At 39.5% G+C, this 20234-nt stretch carries 19 protein-coding genes; 9 read left to right on the top strand and 10 right to left on the bottom strand.

The window, feature by feature from the left end:
* The first annotated feature begins 506 nt into the window (after positions 1-506).
* The gene (ttcA, locus tag M992_RS10535; RefSeq protein WP_053908579.1) at positions 507-1421 is read left to right on the top strand and encodes a tRNA 2-thiocytidine(32) synthetase TtcA; all 915 of its coding nucleotides are present in this window, start codon (positions 507-509) and stop codon (positions 1419-1421) included.
* 308 nt (positions 1422-1729) lie between these two features.
* Here the strand turns inward: ttcA and zntB are convergent, their stop codons facing one another.
* Entirely contained in the window at positions 1730-2713 is a 984-nt protein-coding gene (gene zntB / locus M992_RS10540) for a zinc transporter ZntB (RefSeq protein WP_053908580.1), read from the bottom strand.
* A gap of 244 nt (positions 2714-2957) precedes the next feature.
* Between zntB and M992_RS10545 the strand changes: the two genes are divergently transcribed.
* Positions 2958-3515, top strand: coding sequence for an Ail/Lom family outer membrane beta-barrel protein (locus M992_RS10545; protein ID WP_053908581.1), 558 nt, complete (start codon positions 2958-2960; stop codon positions 3513-3515).
* A gap of 193 nt (positions 3516-3708) precedes the next feature.
* Here M992_RS10545 and M992_RS10550 read toward each other — a convergent pair whose 3' ends face one another.
* Entirely contained in the window at positions 3709-5334 is a 1626-nt protein-coding gene (locus M992_RS10550) for a peptide ABC transporter substrate-binding protein (protein ID WP_053908582.1), read from the bottom strand.
* A 276-nt stretch (positions 5335-5610) separates the two neighbouring features.
* On the opposite strand from M992_RS10550, the gene tpx reads away from it, so the two are divergent.
* Positions 5611-6114 (top strand): thiol peroxidase, encoded by a 504-nt coding sequence (tpx, locus tag M992_RS10555; RefSeq protein WP_053908583.1) that lies wholly within the window; start codon positions 5611-5613, stop codon positions 6112-6114.
* A gap of 122 nt (positions 6115-6236) precedes the next feature.
* Here tpx and M992_RS10560 read toward each other — a convergent pair whose 3' ends face one another.
* From M992_RS10560 to pspA, 8 genes are all read right to left on the bottom strand, one after another.
* Positions 6237-6608 carry a hypothetical protein gene (locus M992_RS10560; protein ID WP_053908584.1) on the bottom strand — a complete coding sequence of 124 codons (372 nt, stop codon included), beginning with the start codon at positions 6606-6608 and terminating at the stop codon, positions 6237-6239.
* A 253-nt stretch (positions 6609-6861) separates the two neighbouring features.
* Positions 6862-8421: a transcriptional regulator TyrR gene (gene tyrR / locus M992_RS10565; RefSeq protein ID WP_053908585.1), complete on the bottom strand. Its 1560-nt coding sequence runs from the start codon at positions 8419-8421 to the stop codon at positions 6862-6864.
* Positions 8422-8757: 336 nt separating this feature from the next.
* Positions 8758-9831, bottom strand: a complete 1074-nt coding sequence (locus M992_RS10570; RefSeq protein ID WP_047255587.1) for a YcjF family protein — start codon at positions 9829-9831, stop codon at positions 8758-8760.
* Complete coding sequence (locus M992_RS10575) at positions 9828-11225, bottom strand: YcjX family GTP-binding protein (RefSeq protein WP_047255586.1); 1398 nt, start codon at positions 11223-11225, stop codon at positions 9828-9830. The genes M992_RS10570 and M992_RS10575 overlap by 4 nt, the downstream gene beginning before the upstream one ends.
* Entirely contained in the window at positions 11206-11577 is a 372-nt protein-coding gene (locus M992_RS14975) for a phage shock protein PspD (protein ID WP_082335425.1), read from the bottom strand. The genes M992_RS10575 and M992_RS14975 overlap by 20 nt, the downstream gene beginning before the upstream one ends.
* A gap of 83 nt (positions 11578-11660) precedes the next feature.
* Positions 11661-12017: an envelope stress response membrane protein PspC gene (gene pspC / locus M992_RS10585; protein ID WP_053908587.1), complete on the bottom strand. Its 357-nt coding sequence runs from the start codon at positions 12015-12017 to the stop codon at positions 11661-11663.
* Positions 12017-12244 (bottom strand): envelope stress response membrane protein PspB, encoded by a 228-nt coding sequence (gene pspB, locus M992_RS10590; RefSeq protein WP_047255584.1) that lies wholly within the window; start codon positions 12242-12244, stop codon positions 12017-12019. Before pspB ends, pspC begins: the two co-directional genes overlap by 1 nt.
* Before the next feature lie 51 nt (positions 12245-12295).
* Complete coding sequence (pspA, locus tag M992_RS10595; RefSeq protein WP_047255583.1) at positions 12296-12967, bottom strand: phage shock protein PspA; 672 nt, start codon at positions 12965-12967, stop codon at positions 12296-12298.
* Positions 12968-13232: 265 nt separating this feature from the next.
* Between pspA and pspF the strand changes: the two genes are divergently transcribed.
* The 6 genes from pspF to sapF all read left to right on the top strand — a co-directional run bounded on the left by pspF (position 13233) and on the right by sapF (position 20234).
* On the top strand, positions 13233-14297 hold the full coding sequence (pspF, locus tag M992_RS10600; protein WP_053908588.1) for a phage shock protein operon transcriptional activator: 1065 nt from the start codon (positions 13233-13235) through the stop codon (positions 14295-14297).
* A 614-nt stretch (positions 14298-14911) separates the two neighbouring features.
* Complete coding sequence (gene sapA, locus M992_RS10605; RefSeq protein WP_053908589.1) at positions 14912-16594, top strand: ABC transporter substrate-binding protein SapA; 1683 nt, start codon at positions 14912-14914, stop codon at positions 16592-16594.
* Entirely contained in the window at positions 16591-17556 is a 966-nt protein-coding gene (gene sapB / locus M992_RS10610; RefSeq protein ID WP_047255580.1) for a putrescine export ABC transporter permease SapB, read from the top strand. Before sapA ends, sapB begins: the two co-directional genes overlap by 4 nt.
* On the top strand, positions 17543-18433 hold the full coding sequence (gene sapC, locus M992_RS10615; protein ID WP_047255579.1) for a putrescine export ABC transporter permease SapC: 891 nt from the start codon (positions 17543-17545) through the stop codon (positions 18431-18433). Before sapB ends, sapC begins: the two co-directional genes overlap by 14 nt.
* The gene (gene sapD / locus M992_RS10620; RefSeq protein WP_053908590.1) at positions 18433-19425 is read left to right on the top strand and encodes a putrescine export ABC transporter ATP-binding protein SapD; all 993 of its coding nucleotides are present in this window, start codon (positions 18433-18435) and stop codon (positions 19423-19425) included. The genes sapC and sapD overlap by 1 nt, the downstream gene beginning before the upstream one ends.
* Positions 19425-20234, top strand: a complete 810-nt coding sequence (sapF, locus tag M992_RS10625) for a putrescine export ABC transporter ATP-binding protein SapF (RefSeq protein WP_053908591.1) — start codon at positions 19425-19427, stop codon at positions 20232-20234. The genes sapD and sapF overlap by 1 nt, the downstream gene beginning before the upstream one ends.

Genomic DNA, 20234 nt, shown 5'->3' on the forward strand with positions numbered 1-20234 from the left:
GAATCATCGGAATTATCCCTATTCGTATATTGTAAAAATGATAAATTACACTAATATTTATCTGTTTACTATAAAGCCCCCTAACCTATAATGGTTCTGGTTGACAAATATACGGGGATTTATGCTCTAATAGTGATAAACATTGTCTTATAATTATTTTATTCAGTGCCCTTACGTGATGAGGGCCATTTTCTATGGCATGCAATTTATACACTTATTAATATAGAGGTTTATATAATTTATTAATATCGAATAGTATCGAAAGTCCCCTACCATCTGCTATCATTGACTCCTTTCCATAAATTTTGGCATAGATGTTTTTAAGTTTTGTGTCTGTAAGTTTGTTTATTTCAGCCATGCTAGCTCTCTCGTGTGATACACCACGTTATACACGAGTGTTTGCAAGAAGGGAATTAATCAGAAACAGCTAGGGCAATAATAAACAATAAAACACTTAATTATCATCAAATTAAATAACAGTCAGCAACAATATAGAACAGTAGAAAATGAATACTCAAAAAGAGCAATATAATTTTAATAAATTACAAAAACGACTACGTCGTGATGTCGGACAGGCCATTGCCGATTTTAATATGATAGAAGACGGCGATCGAATTATGGTCTGTTTATCGGGAGGGAAAGACAGTTATACCCTACTGTCGATTTTACAAAGCCTACAAAAAAATGCTCCGATTAATTTTTCATTAATAGCAGTTAATCTTGACCAAAAACAGCCCGGATTTCCTGAGCATATTTTGCCTGAATATTTAGAACAACTGGGAATTGAATATAAAATCGTTGAAGAAAATACCTACGCGATAGTTAAAGATAAAATTCCAGAAGGCAAAACGACCTGTTCTCTGTGTTCTCGTTTACGTCGAGGTATTTTGTACCGCACCGCCACGGAGCTAGGAGCAACTAAAATTGCATTAGGGCATCATCGCGATGACATTTTACAAACCCTATTTTTAAATATGTTTTATGGTGGGAAACTAAAAGGAATGCCACCTAAATTAATGAGTGATGATGGCAAACATATTGTCATTCGTCCATTAGCATATTGCCGTGAAAAAGACATTGAACGTTTTGCTCAAGCCAAAGCATTTCCTATCATTCCCTGTAACTTGTGCGGATCACAACCAAACCTACAAAGACAAGTCATCAAAGAAATGCTGTGTGATTGGGATAAACGTTATCCAGGACGGATAGAAACGATGTTCAGTGCAACACGTAATGTCGTACCTTCTCATTTATGTGACACCGAACTATTTGATTTTTATCATATCACTCATGGTAGTGAAGTTGTTGATGGTGGGGATCTAGCCTTTGACAGGGAAGAACTTCCGGTGCAGCCAAAGATTGATGAAGATGATCAGTCGAATTTTACCCATACTCGCGTTGATGTTATTGAAGTGCAATAAAACAAAATAATGCCACAGTAACTTTCGAATATTATTTATCTGACCACCGTGAAGTTTTCAATTAACGGTGGTTCATCATATAGGTTATTTGTGGGAATAATTAAACGTAAAAAAAAACCGATGTCTGAGATAACATCGGCATTACAGTGATTTATTATTCTGTATAAAAACTCAACATGAGAAAAACTACAATTATGGAGCACAACGTTCATCGCTCAACGTTGCATTCACCTGCAGGGTATATACTGCCTTAAATAAGCCATTTATTTATTGATATAGCTCAAATTACCACTTATTAAGCCTTCAGACTACAGCCAGCGACTTTTTCTTAACCACCAGACAACGATACCAATTAAACAGGTTAGTAATATACAGAATAAACTAAATCCGAAACGAAATTCATTACCCGGTATTCCACCTAAATTTACACCAAATAATCCGGTTAGAAAGGTTGTTGGTAAAAAAACCATTGCCAACATAGACATAGTATAAATACGTCGATTCATCATCTCAGTCATCATGGAAGATATCTCATCCGCAATAATTGCAGTACGAGACACAAAACCATCGAGATCTTCAATACAACGCCCTAATCTATCTGAAATTTCCTGCATCCTTAACCGTGATGCATCATCAACCCATAATAATTTTTCAGTGGCTAAACGTGAAAATACATCACGCTGTGGCGCCATATAACGGCGAATAACAATAATTTGCTTGCGCAGTAATGCTAACTCGCCACGTTCAGGTATTTGATCATGCAGTAAGCTATCTTCAATAGAAATTAATCTATCATGCAAAGTATCGGTGAATTCACTAATTTCATCGGTCACTGCATCGGCAGTTTCGACTAACCAATCGGCGGTAGATTCTGCACCATTTCCCATCGAGAATTCACTGACTACCGTTTCAAGTGATTGTACTTTGCGGTGACGGCTAGAGATGACTAACCGATTATTAATAAATATCCGAAATGCCACCAACTGCTCTGGAGAGTGCCCGGGATTATTATTTAGAGTTTGTAATGTGAGTAATAAACCATCTCCGGCTCGTAAAATTCGCCAGCGACCTTCTTCTCCACTCAGTGCAGCTTTCGCCGTATCATTCAATAAATCAGTCTGCTGTATCCATTGTTTACTTTGTTGATTTTTATAATCATAATGCAGCCAAAATGGATTATTTTGCGTCGCGCTCGCATTTAGATCAATCGGTAACACACCTCCCCTACCATCTAATTGAAAGCCATGTACCGGATCTGAATTCTGAAACAGGGAACCATAAATTGTCGCCATTCGACTTGCTTCCTCACCAATAAATATTGATATAAATATTAACAATAATAATAACAGTTACAAGCTATTCGCTAGAATTTATTGTATTTAGAATTAAAATATTAAATATAAATCAGAACGATATTATTTAATGTATATAAAGAATAAAGATAATTAATTTTGAAATTGAATTTAATATTGAAATTAATTAAAAAATAACACAAAATACGCAAGCCAAAATTACCTATTCAATTCAAGGATGAATATGAAAAAAACATTAATTATTTCTATGCTCTTACCTTTAATTTATTCCTCTAATGCATTATCGAATGATGCATCATCCCAAAAACATACTTTTAATCTGGGATATGGCGGATATTATTTTACCAATACTCTGTATAATGGCCTACATGGTAGTTATACCTTAGAATTTGATGATCAATTAGGTATTTTAACCTCATTAAGTTGGGTTAATGGCAAAGCATCATCAAAAGGTACACATAATAATAAAGTTATTGATATCAATAAAAAATTCCACTACCTTAGTTTAACTTCTGGACCTATTTGGCGCTTTAATCCTTATGTTTCTGTATACGGTTCTATTGGATTTCATTTAGCCACCAGTTCAGAACTGAAAAAAACAAGTAAACATGGAATAACTAATCTCTCTAAGAATCGTGGATTAGCGTGGGGCTCTGGTTTTATGATTAATCCTATCGAGTCTATCGCTATTAAAGTTGGTTATGAGGGTGCAAAAACTAGCCTTAGAAAAAAAGATGAAATACTGAAAGCATTTAATATCGGCATAGGTTATCGTTTTTAATTAGTTAAAAAGTTTAATTAAAGATTAATCTAATAGTTAATTTAACAATATGCAAATTAGTAACCCTATCAATAAGTCAACTTATTTAAAATAATAAAAGTGGTTATGATATTAAATATAAATCTATTTATTTAGCTTGATATTTTATCGTCATCCACAGCGCGGCATTATTTGCCGCGCTATTTAAGCTAAATTAATGTTTTAAAATATAGAAAGTGTGGCTATATGCGGTATCTTCAGGATTTTGGATAGGATATCCCTTGAGCCAAGGCTTAATTAAACGGCCATTAGTATATTGATAAATAGGCGCAATTGGCGCATATTCTGCAATAAGCGCCTCTGCCTGATTATAATCATCATTTCGTACTTTAGGATCAGTTTCTTTGCTTGCCGATTCAATCAATTGATCGTACTCATCATGGCGAAATTGTGGGATATTGCCATTATGTTTGGATGTCAGCAACGATAAGAACGTAGAAGGCTCATTATAGTCTCCCACCCATGATGCTCGAATAACATCAAAATTTCCACTATTACGGCTGTCGATATAAGTTTTCCATTCTTGATTAACCAATTTAACCTGTACACCAAGTTTTTTCTTCCACATCGATGATACTGCAATAGCAATTTTTTGATTATTCTCTGAGCTGTTATACAGTAAGGTTAATTTTAATGGATGATGTGAGCCGTAACCTGCTGAGGCCAGTAAAATTTGTGCTTGTTGATCCAACTCTTGTTGTGAATAGCGCTGATACAGCCCAGGCTGTGGCGTAAATCCAGCAGTAACATCGGGAGTAAAATGCCACGCTGGTTTTTCACCCGTTCCCAACACTTTCTGAGCAATAATTTGCCGATCAATCGTCATCGATAATGCTTTACGCACTCTGACATCATTAGTCGGTGCACGCTGAGTATTAAACGCATAATAATACGTACCAAGCTGATCAGGAATAAACACCTGCTCAGGAATTTCTTGCATTAATTTATGATAACGCTGCTTAGGAAATGATTCGGTAATATCTAAATCACCAGCTAAATAACGATTAGTCGCTTGTGATTCATGGTTTATTGGTACAAAAGTAACTTTTGTGAGCTGAGTATTTTTATGATCCCAATAATATGGGTTCGGTATCAAGACAATCTTTTCATTCACAATGCGGTCGTGTAATTGGAATGCGCCATTGCCGATAATATTGCCTACGCGGATCCAATCATTACCATAACGCTCGACTGTTGCTTGATGTACAGGAAATAAACTAAAATTGGTGGTTAACGCAGGGAAATAGGCCACCGGTTTATCCAGTGTAATTTTTAAGGTTAAATCATCGATCGCTTCCACACCCAAATCGCCGATATCTTTTTGGCCATCAATAATCTGCTGTGCATGGTTAATACCAGCCAATGCAGCAAACCAAGCAAAAGGTGAGGTATTTTTAGGATTAACTAAACGCTGCCAGCTATACACAAAATCATTCGCAGTAACTGGCTCACCATTTGACCAACGAGCATTTGAACGTAATTTAAATATCCACACTCGATTATCTTCACTTTGCCAATGTTCAGCGACGCCCGGTATTACCTGCCCGCGACTATCTTGGTTAACTAAACCTTCAAATAAATCTCGCATCACTTGTGCTTCAGTTAAACCAACCGATTTTATTGGATCTAATGAAGCTGGCTCATCTTTAAGATGGCGAGTCACTTCCTGATTCTCAGCTAATATTGAGCCAGCAGGTACGTTGGCAGAATAACTTGGAGTTACTACGAGCAATGAACTTAATAGCCACCAAGTGAGCGGCAACAGTGTGCGTTTTAGCATCATGTATCCTGATGAATTTTAATTTATTTAGCTACTATTATAAAACCTCTCGAGAGGATAACAATCAGAGAAACTTGGTTTTTAAGAAAGTCTTTACGCGCAAAAAATATTATTTTCAGCTAAGCTTAGTTATATATGATTAAGTAACGAGTTTGCTCTATAATTGTAAAAATTATATGAGTATGTTAGTTTTTTTTACTAATTGTTATTTATGTATACTCGCAGGTAGGATACCTGCGTTACTCGAATCAACGATAATATGAGAGGACGCTAATAATGTCACAGACAGTAAAACTTCAAGGTAATGATATCACCGTTAAGGGAACCTTTTTACAGGCTGGAAATACTGCTAAAGATTTTAAATTAGTGGCGAAAGATTTGTCAGAAGCTACTTTAGAAAGCTATCAAGGCAAACGTAAAATCCTGAATATTTTCCCAAGCGTTGATACCGGTGTTTGCGCAGCATCAGTACGTAAATTTAACCAATTAGTCAGTGAATTAGATAACAGTGTTGTATTGTGTATTTCTGCGGACTTACCTTTTGCACAAGCACGTTTTTGTGGCGCTGAAGGGCTAGATAATGTAGTCACCCTGTCTACTTTCCGTAGCCCAGAGTTCAGTGAAGATTACGGTGTGGCTATTGCTGACGGGCCTTTAAAAGGTCTGAATGCTCGCGCTGTAGTTATTCTCGACGGTTCTAACAACGTCATTTATAGCCAACTGGTAAATGAAATTACTGAAGAACCAGATTATGACAGCGCATTAGCTGCACTGAAATAATAACAGTAACTAGTTGAATTATAGTTAATCATAGTTCAGTCAAAAAATATAACAGTCAGCCCTCACAGGCTGGCTGTATTTTTAATCATAACTAACTTATCAGTCGCTATATTTTACATCAGCTAGATGTACCACCAATTTGTTTGCTTATGAATTTTAGCATGCACTTGATTAATAAAGAGCGGATTATCTTTCATTACTCCGATCAGTGAGTGGGTTATCGCCCCTAATATTTTCATCGCCTGCTCTCCATTTGCGGGACAAAAAGTGGTGACAATATCAATAATCAAATCTCTTGGTTTATTACCATTCTTAACTAAATCTTCCCACGTGAAACGATTCTTTTGCGATAAATAAATCGCTGCTGCCTTATTGTATCGATAAATTTCTGCAGCAGAGGCGGCAGATTCAAGCATATCGCGCTGATAATGACGACTATTTAGATAGTCTCTAATTTTCATACCAACAATAAAATTAATCACAAAATGATCCATGGCAACTCCTTAATGTAAGTATGAATATTCAACCCCATTACTGGCTATATGCCCCCTATGGTTAGCCGCTATTAATTATTTAAGTATAGATAAGATAAAAACACAGCCATGGATATTCTGTCGCAATAACTTTGTAACGATCACATTTTAAACAAAAAAATACCTCAAACGAACGTTACTCGCTGAGGTATACGTATTAGCTGGCTAATTTAGCTGCGTATCGTTGATATAATTAGCTATTTAAACGAATTGGCTATTCATCCTCTTTTTTACTGCTTAATCCATATTCACGCAGTTTATTCGCAATCGCAGTGTGAGAAACATTTAACCGTTTGGCTAATTTCCGGGTGCTCGGATAATCACGATATAACATTTCTAAGACAGAAGCCTCATAGCGCTTGGTTATCTCATCTAAACTGCCATTTAAACAATCAACCGCGACTACAGGCGTCATCTCGCTTCCCGGCAACGCAATATCACGCGGGCCAAAAATGCCACTCTCTAACTGAGTTAATCCCTGATAAACCGCATTGCGTAATTGACGTACATTACCCGGCCACGAATAACTCGCAAGGTGAGCCGGTAAATCAGAGGAAAGCGTTGGTTTTTCCATGCCTTGCTCTTCAGAAAAACGGCGAATAAACATTTCCGTTAATGGCAAAATATCAGCCTGTCGCTCGCGCAAAGGCGGAATAGTGATGGTCAATACATTGAGCCGATAATAGAGGTCTTCTCTAAATTTTTTTTGTGCCACCAGCTCCAGTAGATTTTTTTGAGTCGCGCATATTACCCGCACATTAACTTTTACTTCATGCTCTTCACCCACTCGACGGAAGGTACCATCATTAAGAAAACGAAGTAATTTAATTTGCATCTGTGGCGACATTTCTGCAATTTCATCCAGCAGAACAGTTCCGCCATTAGCTTGTTCAAAAAAGCCTTTTTTCCCTTCTAGGGCGTTAGGATAAGCTCCTGCGGCATAACCAAAAAGTTCACTTTCCACGACATCGTCGGGCAATGAAGCACAATTGAGGCCTAAAAATGGAGCATGTCCACGCGCACTACGTAAGTGGCAGGCTTTCGCTAACATATCTTTACCGGTCCCGGTTTCACCGACTATTAATAGTGGCTCATCGAGCATGGCGATTTTTTTTGCCCGCTCAACCAATTGAGACATAGCGGGACTGACGGCGACAATTTGATCAAAGCTACGATCGTCATTAATAGTGATTTGTTTAAGCTGCTGCTCGATGCTTGCCACTGATTTAAGCAAGATAACCGCCCCGGTACAATGCGAATGATTATTTTCATCGGTTAGTATTATCGGTGTAGCTTGGATTAAATAATCTCGCCCTTTAATTAACACTTTTTCGGAGTACGTCTGGGGATCATCTAATTCTAACCAGCGGTGTAAACCGTGATCGCTGATCAATTGAGTCAACGTTTTCTGTTTGATACGATTTTCATCTAAGCCAAATAAGACCAGTGAGATTGGATTAGCCAGCTCAATATTCATTTTAGTATCAATGGATAAAACCGGCTCAGGGAAAGATTCGAGCAATGTCCACATGGCTTTATGTTCTCGTTCTGAGGGCATAAATGACACACGACGCACATCGATAACTCCGCTAATCCGCCGGATTTCGCTCATCAATGAACTAAATATATGGAAATCTATTTGGGCGAAATTAAGATAAATCCTTCGCTGGGGCGAAATCTCAATACCTTTTAAATCGATATTTTGCAGAACTAACAGGTCCAAAAGTTCACGAGTTAATCCTATTCTATCCTGACAAATCACTTCAAGACGCATGAATGAGAACCTTCTTTAAATAACCATGATGATTGGAGCTATTATAGATAAATTCTGGCTAAATGCAGCCTTTGTGTCAAAAAATGTTGACAGCTCTCTGTTTAGTGAGTGAATACACTGAATATAAAGCTAGACTTGCTACTAATTAGTCTATTTAACTGATATCAATCACAGTATATTACATTGCTGCCGAAAAAAATTTGAGATATAAACTGGCATTACGACTTATCTGTCAAGTAAAAATGCCAGTTAAACATAGTGTTGTATTTTATCTTAGCCACAACAAATAACCTGTTAGCGCTCACATTGTTTCATTTCACTGCGATAAAAGAAAAATTAAACTTCCGTCTGTTTTTTCGTTGATTTACGCGGCATTGCTGTTTTTAACTGCCCGATAAGCTGGCTACGAAAATCACTCAGACGTGGTTTATTATCAATCCATGGTAAAGGACGACACAACTCCATCGCTTTAATCCCTAGACGGGCAGTTAATAGACCGGCCCCAATTCCTTGTGCAGCGCGTGTTGATAATCGTGCCGCCAAATCTTGAGACAGCCAATCCATACCAACTTCACGAATAAGCTCAGATGCACCAGCAAATGCAATATTTAATAATACCAAACGGAATAATCGAATCCGGCTATAATAACCTAGCTCAATACCGTAAATAGCTGCAATACGATTAATTAATCGTATATTTCTCCAAGCAATAAAAGCCATATCAACAATCGCCAACGGACTGACAGCAATCATTAACGCTGATTCAGCTGCAGAGCGACTAATTTCTTTACGTGCTTGCTCATCTAATACGGGTTGAACTAATTGACTATATAGCTCAATTACTTCGCGATCATTATGGCTATCGTGTAACATCGCTTTCCAGCGCTGTAATGCGGGATGCTGTGGCGGTAGAGCCGACTGCTTAGCCAATTTTTCACAAAATTCAGTGCCTTGCCCCATGCCATGACTATGCAGTAATTCGCGCGCGGTATCTCTTTCTTCGGCTCGTTCACGTAGGCGATATAAACGGCGCCACTCCGTGACCAAAGAACCAACCCCAGCCACCACAACCATGCTACCCGCCGCCGCGACGCCTAATGCGGTCCAATCTTGAGTTACCCACGATTGATAGGTCCACTGCCCTAATTGAGCTAATACACTGACACCAAAAATAGCGATAGCCGCCGTCACTAAACGGCGCCAAAAGCTACGTTTGGGCTTAAGTGCAGCATTAATTAATCCTTCGACTTCACCCTCTTGTTCTTGCTGTTCTAGTTCTGGATTTTGGGGAATAAAACGCTCTAGCGTCTGTGGATCAAATGCCTGCGCCTGTTTTAATGTTAGTGGGCTATCAACATCAACCGCAGATTGTTGGCTAAAATCAACCCGTTGTTTTAAAGGCTCACTCATTTCAGTTTATCTCCCAATAAAAACTCCAACGCACTGTCCATCCGAATGTGGGGTAATGGTTGATCTATCATGTTTGGTCGCGGGCGAAAATCTTCAAAGCTAAAACCTTGTTTGTGCCAAAACTCCGCATTGGGTAAGCGCTGAGGTACTTCGCCCGGATAAAATGTCAGCGGTGCGCCATCACTCAATCGGTGGCCTTTTAATGCCGGCAAATGTTCGCCCTGATATTCAACGATGCCACTTTCAGTAGCTTGAATGGATGCTAAGCCAATACAATCCATTTTAATTCCTTCAAATGCGGCATTCTGCCACGCTTCTTGCACCAACTGCTGCAATAAAGAAACTAAATTAGCATGTTGATCGGGAGTAACATGATCGGCTTTACTGGCAGCAAATAGCAATTTATCAATACACGGAGAAAATACTCGTCTCAGCAAAGTTCGCTTTCCATAATGAAAACTGCGCATTAACTGAGTCAATGCCATACGCATATCATTAAATGCATCCGGGCCACTGTTTAGTGGCTGTAAACAATCGACCAGCACAATTTGGCGATCAAAACGCTGGAAGTGATCTTTGTAAAAGCCTTTAACAATATGTTCGCAATAATAGTTATATCGCTGTTTTAACATTCCGATATTTGAATGTTTATCCGCACGGGCTAAATTTGCTTCGCCCACTTTATCGATATCCCACCACGGGAAAAACTGCAAGGCAGGCGCCCCAGCTAATTCACCAGGTAGTACAAAACGGCCGGGCTGGATAAAATGCTGTCCCTTCTCTTTGCATAAAGATAAATAACGACTATAAGCATCAGCAATTTGCGCCAATAAACCTTCATCTGCCGGCGCTAATGGATCACAGCTATTACATAAATCCAACCATTCTTGTGCCCAAGCTAATCGCTCGCCTTTTAACAGTACTTTCATCTGACGTGACCAAGTTAAAAAATCTTGATCAAGCATCGGTAAATCCAGTAGCCATTCTCCGGGATAATCGACAATTTCAACATAAATAGATGAAGTTTCAACAAAATGTCGAAAAATAGAATCTTCTGAGCGGTAACGTAACTTCAACCGAATTTCACTGACCCCACGGGTAGGCACTGGCCATTCTGGCGGAGTACTATTTAAAGAGGTTAGCGCTTCATCGTAGGTAAAACGAGGAATGCCAAAATCTCGCTGTGGGATCCGTTTTACGCCCAATAATCGCCCATCACGTACCGCTGAAAATAATGGTAATCGCGCACCACTATGAACATGGAGAAGTTGATTAACCAACGAAGTAATAAAGGCAGTTTTACCACTCCGACTTAATCCCGTGACTGCAAGGCGCACATGACGATCAACCCCGCGATTCACCAAATCTGATAATTCATTTTGCAGGCGTTTCATGTTTCTCCCAAGGTAACAAAGCGGCAATGCGTACTAGCAATGCACTTAATATGGGCTGCATAATCATTAATATCAACCAGCGTAACGGTTTACGCGTGACCACTTTTAGTAATCCTGCCACAATTCCAGCAGGACCGTAATGGATAGCCACACTAGTGGCTAATTTTAGACCACTCAGAGCTATTTTTTGTACGCTTTTTTTTGCCATCGTTGGTGTATGCTCCGCTGAAAAATAAGTGTTGGAATGAGATTCTAAACTATGCCCCAAACTATGGCCTAAACTAGGTTCTAAGCTAGGTGCTATTTTTAATGGTTGGTTGTTACGGATAAAACCATTTTTTATTCTCATCATTCCTCCAATCTAAAGACAAAGGTAAATCGCTGAGATCCCCTGCATATAGGTTATCTCAGCGGATGTGATGGCCTTACTCTGCGTTATAGCTGGCGAAATTTATTATTAATCGAATAGCTATCTGAAGTTATATAGCGTTCCATCTGACGCAAACGTATTTCGCCTGAATTCAACTGGTGATCAATTTCATTAATTAAATGATTGACCTCTGGCCCACCTTCTGCGGTTTGTTGGTAATCTTGTGGTGCACTTTCCAAAAAAAAGCACATAGCCACATACACAATCAACGTAAGCCCAAAACTTGAGAATAAGGCAATTACCGCTAAAATTCTTACTAACGCAGCCGGCATGCCTAAATACTGAGCAATTCCTGAGCATACACCGCCCAACATGCGGTTATCGCTTAATCGATAAAGTTTACGATTTTGCAAATTATTCATTATCGCTCTCTCCAATGTGGATGCTCAGCATCCAATATTTGTTCGAGGGTATCGATTCGTTGCTGCATTGATTTAGCCTGTTCAGCTAACTGAACTAGGCGTTGTATTTCACTGTCGGTTAACTGATTTTTACCTTTCCCTTGTCGACTATAATGCAGCCATAGCCATACGGGTAAAATAAAAATAATAAATATCAGTAATACCGGCACCAGAAAAACATAAGCCATCACATTTCCTTATATTCAAATGGAGTTATCTATTTTACTTACTTTTTTTACTTACTTTTCATCTTTAGGCGCTAATTTAGCTTTTAATGCTGCCAGCTGTGCACTAATTTCATCATCAGCTTTTAGCTCAGCAAATTGCTGGTCCAGTGTTTTTTCTTTTCCAAAACTGTAGCTTTGGGCTTCGCCTTCCATATGATCAATTTTACGTTCGAACTGTTCAAAACGAGCCATCGCCGCATCTAGTTTACCACTGTCGAGCTGACGACGAACATTTAAGGTTGATTCAGCCGCTTTTTGACGCAAGACCATAGTTTGCTGTTTAGCACGAGTTTCACTTAACTTTTGTTCAAGTTCCGTAATTTCGCTCTTCATGCGCGTTAAAGTTTCATCAACAATAATCAATTCGTGTTTCAAGGTATCCACCATTGAAGCCACTTTTTGTTTCTCTATCAGCGCAGAACGTGCCAGGTCTTCTTTATCTTTCACCAGCGCTAATTCTGCTTTTTCTTGCCAGTCAGCAATCTGTTTTACGCCCATTTCAATACGGCGCTCTAATCCTTTCTTCTCAGCTAACGTTCTCGCTGATGTTGAACGGATTTCTACCAGCATATCTTCCATTTCTTGGATCATTAAACGGATCATTTTTTGTGGATCTTCCGCTTTATCCAGTAATGATGCAATATTGGCATTAACGATATCGGCAAAACGTGAAAAAATACCCATAATTGTTACCTCTTTTGGATGTTGTCATTCATTAGAGCCTCAACCTAAATCGGGTTTTCATCCGTGGTGATGCTCAAATAGTGTCACTATTAATATAATTAGATGTATTTAATAGTTAGCAAATGCTATGCCAACTTTTCCAATAAACAATAACACATTGAAAATTAACAAGTATTATAACTATCTTTCTTTCTGATTAATTTGCTCTATAGTTAATTGATAATGAAAATATGGTAAATATAGCCAAAATGAGGTCAAATAAACCATGAAATCTGCTAGTGATAACATTCTTGCTGTTTCAACTAATTTTATTGAAGTACTGGAGCAAGCCTCAGCGTTGGCGAAATTAAATAAGCCAGTACTGGTCATCGGAGAACGTGGCACCGGTAAAGAACTGGTAGCTAATCGGCTGCATTATCTCTCCCCACGCTGGCAAGAAGCATTTGTTTCACTTAACTGCAGCGGATTAAATGATAATCTTCTCGAATCAGAACTTTTTGGCCATGAAGCGGGATCGTTTACTGGCGCACAAAAAAGACATCAAGGTCGTTTTGAACGTGCGGATGGAGGAACGCTATTTCTCGATGAACTAGCAACAGCGCCACTTTCTGTACAAGAAAAATTGCTACGAGTCATTGAATACGGAGAATTAGAACGCGTTGGGGGTAGTCAATCACTACGGGTAGATGTGCGCTTAGTTTGTGCAACGAATGCTAATTTACCGCAATTAGCGGCGGAAGGTCGTTTTCGTGCTGACTTGCTCGATCGATTAGCGTTCGAGGTCATTCGTATACCGCCTTTACGAGATAGAAAACCTGATATTATGTTATTAGCTGAGCATTTTGCCATTCAGATGATACGCGAATTAGGGCTGCCCTATTTTACTGGTTTCAGTGACTATGCTCAGCAACAATTACTTAGCTATTCATGGCCCGGTAATGTACGAGAATTAAAAAATGTGATTGAGCGATCGGTATATCGCCACGGCAGCAGTGATACTCAGCTCGATAATATTGTGATCAATCCTTTCGGTGATGCCTTAGCTCCCGTTGGAGCTTTAGATCTAAAACCGACGACGTCATTATCTCACATGACGTTACCCGACCCAGACTTGTCTAATGCTAACTCACCTAATACCGACATATCTAACATCGTCTTGCCTCCATTACCTTGTGATCTAAAGCAATGGCAATTGGACTCAGAAAAACAATTTTTAGAGCAAGCACTGATCCAAAGTCAATACAATCAACGTAAAGCCGCCGAATTATTGCAGCTCAGTTATGATCAATTACGCGGATTAATTAAAAAACATAATTTAAGCGGTAATTAGTCTATCGATATATCACTGCTCTCAGTGACGAGACAGAGCTTACTTAACCGATTGTTTAGTCGCTGCTTGAAATAAAAGTATTAATTAATATATTGATATTATTCAATAAACTCAGAAATCATCGATTTATGCTTAATCAGTAATATTTAGCTAATTTCGCGAGTTAATTATCTATTTTAGTGGGCTAATTTAGTAGGTAATTTAGTTAGTAGGTAATTTAGTAAATTAGTTTAGTGAGTTTTGATTTACAAGGCGTGAGAACAAAAAAAAGCCAGCACCCAAGCTGGCTATAAGAAATACTGGAAGCAATGTGAGCAATGTCGTGTTGGTTGAAATAACTCAGTTATTCAACCGACAAAGCGAATGATAATGGTTATCAATAGTATTTGTAAAGTGGTTTTATGAGAATTTTTCTCATTAAAATTTAATCTATTGAATAACATGGATTTATTTTTTAGAGCATAGCGAATCTCTGTTTATCATCCATCTTCTCAGTATTCAGTGATTTATTATGCTAAAAAAGAGATAATATCTATTCTCAACATTACGACCAGTTTGGGCAGGCGGCGATTTTACGCTATAATACGGCAACTTAGGTTAAAGACATCTTATTTATGCGTCATTTGATATATTGGTTCCTTTTCTTATTTACTGCAATATCGCAAGCATTTAGTGGTTCCACATCGCTTGATAATATGACTGCGAATACGGTACCTCGCGATATCCGCACAAAAGGTTTTGTTTACTGTGTCAATGGCATAGTCACCACCTTTAATCCGCAGCTGGCCAGTAATGGTTTAATTATTGACCCGCTAGGTGCGCAAATTTATGACCGCCTTCTTGATGTGGATACCTTTACCTATCGCCTCACTCCTGAGCTTGCCTCGCGCTGGGAAATAACCGATAACGGCGCTACTTATCGGCTGCATTTGCGCCCAGATGTTGAATTTCAAACCACTGAGTGGTTTACGCCCAGCCGTAAAATGAACGCTGATGATGTGATATTTAGTTTTGCCCGCATGTTCGAGAAAGACCATCCATATCACTACATTAATGGTGGCCGCTATCCCTATTTTGACAGTTTGCAATTTGCTGAAAGTGTGCAAAGTATCCGTAAAATCGATAACTTGACTGTCGAATTTAAATTAAAGTCTCCTGATGCTTCATTCTTATGGCATTTAGCCACTCACTATGCGCCGATCCTTTCCGCTGAATATGCGGAAAAACTAGCCCTACAAAATCGCCAAGAGCTCATTGACTGGCGTCCTGTAGGTACCGGGCCTTTTATGCTTGATGATTATCAATCTGGACAATTTGTTAAATTACAGCGGAATAGAGCCTATTGGAAAGGTGAACCTCGTATGGAAGAGGTAGTAATTGATATGGGTGCGGGGGGAACTGGCAGAATTTCTAAATTATTAACCGGCGAATGTGATGTGCTGGCCTATCCTGCCGCCAGCCAGCTTAAAGTACTGCGTAATGACCCTCGTTTGCGTTTATCGATGCGTTCAAGTATGAATATCGCCTATTTAGCCTTTAATACTAATAAGCCCCCTCTTAATCAGCTAAAAGTACGTCAAGCTATTGCCTATGCCATCAATAATGAACGTCTAATGCAATCAATTTATTACGGAACGGCAGAAACTGCGGCATCAATTTTACCAAGAGCATCATGGGCGTATGATAACCAAGCACAAGTTACCGACTACAATCCGCAACGAGCTAAACAGATTTTGACCGAGCTGGGATTAAACAGTTTAAAATTGGATTTATGGGTTCCTGTCAGCTCTCAATCTTTTAATCCTAGCCCATTAAAAATGGCTGAATTAATTCAAGCAGATTTAGCACAAGTTGGGATTACCATGAATATTCGCCCGGTTGAAGGTCGTTTTTTAGAGAATCAATTAATGGATCGCGCACACGATATGACGCTAGCGGGTTGGTCAACAGACAGTAATGATCCCGACAGCTTTTTCCGTCCATTATTAAGCTGTGCAGCGATTAACTCACAAACTAATTTAAGCCATTGGTGTGATCCGGTATTTGATGAGATTCTGCATAAAGCGTTATTAACTCAGCAATTAGCTGCACGTATTGATTATTATCATCAAGCACAGGCTATCTTAGCGCAAGACTTACCGATTTTACCGCTGGCCTATTCTTTGCGATTACAAGCCTATCGCTATGATATGAAAGGATTAGTAATCAGTGCCTTTGGTAATGCTTCTTTTGCTGGCGCTTATCGTGATCTTGGCGATGAAACTGAAGATAAAAAGACCGAAGGGATACAGCCATGATTATCTATTCACTGCGGCGCTTTTTACTGCTGCTAGTGACACTGTTCTTTTTGTCACTGGTAAGCTTTAGCCTAAGTTATTTTACCCCGAATGCTCCTTTAAGTGGCGCGTCTTTATTTGATGCTTATGGCTTCTATTTCAATGGATTAATTCATTGGGATTTTGGGGTATCCAGTATTAACGGCGAACCCATCACCGAACAATTAAAAGATACCTTCCCTGCCACCATGGAACTGTGTATTTTAGCCTTTATGCTAGCCTTAGTGATTGGTATTCCTCTCGGTATTATTGCTGCCTTCTGGCGTAATAAACCGATAGATTTTGCCATCAGTACCTTTGCTTTAGTCGGGTTTTCTATCCCCGTATTTGTGCTAGCGCTGCTGCTAACCTTATTTTTCTCATTACGATTAGGCTGGCTACCCGTGTCTGGGCGTATTGATTTATTGTATAATTTAGATACCGTCACTGGTTTTGCTCTTATTGATGCATGGTTATCTGACTCTCCATATAGAAACCAGATGATTATCAATGTATTAGAACACATGATATTACCTGTTTTAACGCTGGCATTAGCTCCATTAACCGAGGTGATCCGCTTAGTTCGTAATAGTACAGAAGAAGTCGCTAGCGAAAACTATATTAAAGCCGCAGCTACGCGTGGACTATCACGCTTAACCATTATTCGTCGCCATGTATTGCATAATGCTATTCCCCCAGTTATCCCTAAACTTGGATTGCAATTTTCGACCATGCTCACATTAGCTATGGTTACCGAGTTGGTGTTTAACTGGCCAGGATTAGGTCGTTGGTTAGTTGCTGCCATTCGCCAGCAGGATTATTCGGCTATTTCTGCTGGTGTGATGGTAATTGGTGCGTTAGTCATAACGGTTAATGTCCTGTCGGATATTTTAGGGGCCATGATGGATCCTCTAAAACATAAGGATTGGTATGTCCTCAGATAATTTTTATCGCGAACAAAAAATGCCTTCACCGGCACGTGTTGTGTGGAATTTATTTTCTTCCGATGTGGTGTCGATGATTGGTTTTTATGGCGTATTATTATTACTGCTGTTGACCTTTTTTGGCAGCTATATTGCGCCTTATGTTATCGACCAACAATTTTTAGGCTATCAACTGATCCCACCGTCTTGGTCGCATTATGGCAACGTAGCGTTTTTTTTAGGGACTGATGATTTAGGCCGCGATATTTTAAGCCGCTTATTAATTGGGACCAAATCCACTTTCGGCTCCGCGATTATTGTCACCTTCGCAGCAACTGTCGTTGGATTAGTATTAGGCTGCTTAGCAGGCATGAGCCACGGAATTAAATCAGCAATTTTAAATCACATTTTAGATACCTTATTATCGATTCCATCCTTATTACTGGCAATTATTGTGGTGGCCTTTGTCGGCGCTAGTTTAGAGCATGCCATGCTAGCGATTTGGTTGGCCTTAATTCCAAGAATGGTTCGAACGCTATATATTGCAGTGCATGATGAACTGGATAAAGAATATATTGTCGCCGCACGACTGGACGGCGCATCTAATATCTATATTCTGTGGTATACCGTACTACCAAATATTACGCCTATCTTAGTGACTGAATTAACTCGAGCTCTTTCGATCGCAATTTTAGATATCGCCGCACTCGGATTTTTAGATTTAGGCGCTCAACTTCCCTCTTCTGAATGGGGAGCGATGCTCGGCGATACGCTGGAATTAATATATGTCGCCCCTTGGGCAGTTATCCTACCTGGTGCAGCTATCATGATCAGCGTATTACTGGTTAATCTATTGGGTGATGGTTTACATCGAGCTATTAATGCGGGAGTGGAATAATGCCGCTACTTGATATTCGCAATCTAACGATTGAATTTATGACGGCGAACGGCCCTGTCAAAGCCGTGGAAAGCGTCTCTATCACGTTATCAGAAGGTGAAGTCCGTGGCTTAGTTGGCGAATCAGGTTCAGGTAAAAGCTTAATAGCTAAAGCTATTAGTGGTGTGACTAAAGACAACTTGCGGGTAACTGCTGACCGTTTTCGATTCCAAGATATTGATCTACTTAAACTTAGCCCACGTAAACGGCGTAAGCTGATCGGGCATAATATTTCGATGATTTTCCAAGAACCGCAATCCTGTTTAGATCCTGCAGAAAGTATTGGAAAGCAGTTGATTCAATCCATTCCGGGTTGGACCTATAAAGGCCGCTGGTGGCAACGCTTTAACTGGCGTAAGCGCCGAGCTATTGAATTATTACATCGCGTTGGAATTAAAGATCACCAAGATATCATGCGCAGTTATCCGTATGAATTAACCGAAGGTGAATGCCAAAAAGTGATGATTGCCATTGCTATCGCTAATCAACCTCGATTATTAATTGCCGATGAACCGACGAATGCGATGGAGCCAACGACTCAAGCACAGATTTTTCGTCTGCTAGATAAACTTAATCAAAACAATAACATGACTATTTTGCTGATCAGCCATGATCTGCAAATTATGTCAAAATTGGTCGACCGTATTAATGTTCTTTATTGTGGACAAACGGTAGAAAGCGCTACTCCGAATGATCTATTAACGCGCCCGCATCATCCCTATACCCAAGCATTAATTCGTGCAATTCCTGATTTTGAAAGCCCTATTCCGCATAAAGGTCGGTTAAATACTTTGTCTGGCGCTATTCCTTCATTAGAGCATCTGCCCATAGGTTGTCGGCTAGGGCCACGCTGCCCATACGCTCAAAAAACCTGTATCGTTGCTCCGCCGCTACGTAACGTAAGAAATCATGCTTTTGCCTGTCATTTTCCGCTCAATACCGAGGAAAGCTGATGATTGAAACTCTGCTTGAAGTCAGAGATCTGACCAAAACTTTTCGCTTTCGTACCGGATTATTTAAGCGACACCAGCTTGAAGCGGTCAAACCTGTAAGCTTTAATCTGCAAGCAGGTCAAACTTTAGCTATTATTGGTGCTAATGGTTCGGGGAAATCTACTCTTGCACGCATGTTATCCGGTGTAACTGAACCTACCTCTGGAAAAATTTTTATTAATAATCATCAGCTAGAATATGGCGATTATGGTTACCGGAGCCAGAGGATCCGTATGATTTTTCAAGACCCTAGTACCTCACTCAATCCGCGACAACGTATCGGGCAAACACTGGAAAATCCGCTAAAATTAAATACCGATTTAACAGCCAGTGAACGCCAAAAACGGATTATTGAAACCCTACGGCAGGTGGGCTTGTTATCTGATCACGCCGAATATTATCCTCATATGCTAGCAGCAGGGCAGAAACAGCGCATTGCTCTCGCACGCGCGTTGATTTTACAGCCCGAAATTATTATTGCTGATGAAGCATTGGCATCTCTGGATATGTCAATGCGCTCACAAATTATTAATCTAATGCTAGAATTGCAGGAAAAACATGGAATTGCTTATATTTATGTCACTCAGCACCTAGGCATGATGAAACATATCAGCGATAAAGTTTTAGTTATGGATAAGGGCGAAGTAGTCGAAAGAGGAAATACTGCCGAGGTGTTAGCCGCCCCACTGCATGAAGTGACACGTAAATTGATCGAAAGCCACTTTGGCGAGCCACTATCTATTGAAGCATGGCGACAAGATACAGTGTAA

The organism is Moellerella wisconsensis ATCC 35017 (assembly GCF_001294465.1).
In the GTDB taxonomy this organism is placed as follows: domain Bacteria; phylum Pseudomonadota; class Gammaproteobacteria; order Enterobacterales; family Enterobacteriaceae; genus Moellerella; species Moellerella wisconsensis.

Coding starts and splice junctions, on each gene's coding strand:
- sapB (WP_047255580.1), top strand. CDS start 16,591: ATGATTATCTATTCACTGCGGCGCTTTTTACTGCTGCTAGTGACACTG.
- sapD (WP_053908590.1), top strand. CDS start 18,433: ATGCCGCTACTTGATATTCGCAATCTAACGATTGAATTTATGACGGCG.
- pspA (WP_047255583.1), bottom strand. CDS start 12,967: ATGGGTATTTTTTCACGTTTTGCCGATATCGTTAATGCCAATATTGCA.
- M992_RS10560 (WP_053908584.1), bottom strand. CDS start 6,608: ATGGATCATTTTGTGATTAATTTTATTGTTGGTATGAAAATTAGAGAC.
- tpx (WP_053908583.1), top strand. CDS start 5,611: ATGTCACAGACAGTAAAACTTCAAGGTAATGATATCACCGTTAAGGGA.
- sapC (WP_047255579.1), top strand. CDS start 17,543: ATGTCCTCAGATAATTTTTATCGCGAACAAAAAATGCCTTCACCGGCA.
- zntB (WP_053908580.1), bottom strand. CDS start 2,713: ATGGCGACAATTTATGGTTCCCTGTTTCAGAATTCAGATCCGGTACAT.
- pspC (WP_053908587.1), bottom strand. CDS start 12,017: ATGAATAATTTGCAAAATCGTAAACTTTATCGATTAAGCGATAACCGC.
- pspB (WP_047255584.1), bottom strand. CDS start 12,244: ATGGCTTATGTTTTTCTGGTGCCGGTATTACTGATATTTATTATTTTT.
- M992_RS10570 (WP_047255587.1), bottom strand. CDS start 9,831: ATGAGTGAGCCTTTAAAACAACGGGTTGATTTTAGCCAACAATCTGCG.
- pspF (WP_053908588.1), top strand. CDS start 13,233: ATGAAATCTGCTAGTGATAACATTCTTGCTGTTTCAACTAATTTTATT.
- M992_RS10545 (WP_053908581.1), top strand. CDS start 2,958: ATGAAAAAAACATTAATTATTTCTATGCTCTTACCTTTAATTTATTCC.
- M992_RS14975 (WP_082335425.1), bottom strand. CDS start 11,577: ATGATGAGAATAAAAAATGGTTTTATCCGTAACAACCAACCATTAAAA.
- tyrR (WP_053908585.1), bottom strand. CDS start 8,421: ATGCGTCTTGAAGTGATTTGTCAGGATAGAATAGGATTAACTCGTGAA.
- M992_RS10550 (WP_053908582.1), bottom strand. CDS start 5,334: ATGCTAAAACGCACACTGTTGCCGCTCACTTGGTGGCTATTAAGTTCA.
- ttcA (WP_053908579.1), top strand. CDS start 507: ATGAATACTCAAAAAGAGCAATATAATTTTAATAAATTACAAAAACGA.
- M992_RS10575 (WP_047255586.1), bottom strand. CDS start 11,225: ATGAAACGCCTGCAAAATGAATTATCAGATTTGGTGAATCGCGGGGTT.
- sapA (WP_053908589.1), top strand. CDS start 14,912: ATGCGTCATTTGATATATTGGTTCCTTTTCTTATTTACTGCAATATCG.
- sapF (WP_053908591.1), top strand. CDS start 19,425: ATGATTGAAACTCTGCTTGAAGTCAGAGATCTGACCAAAACTTTTCGC.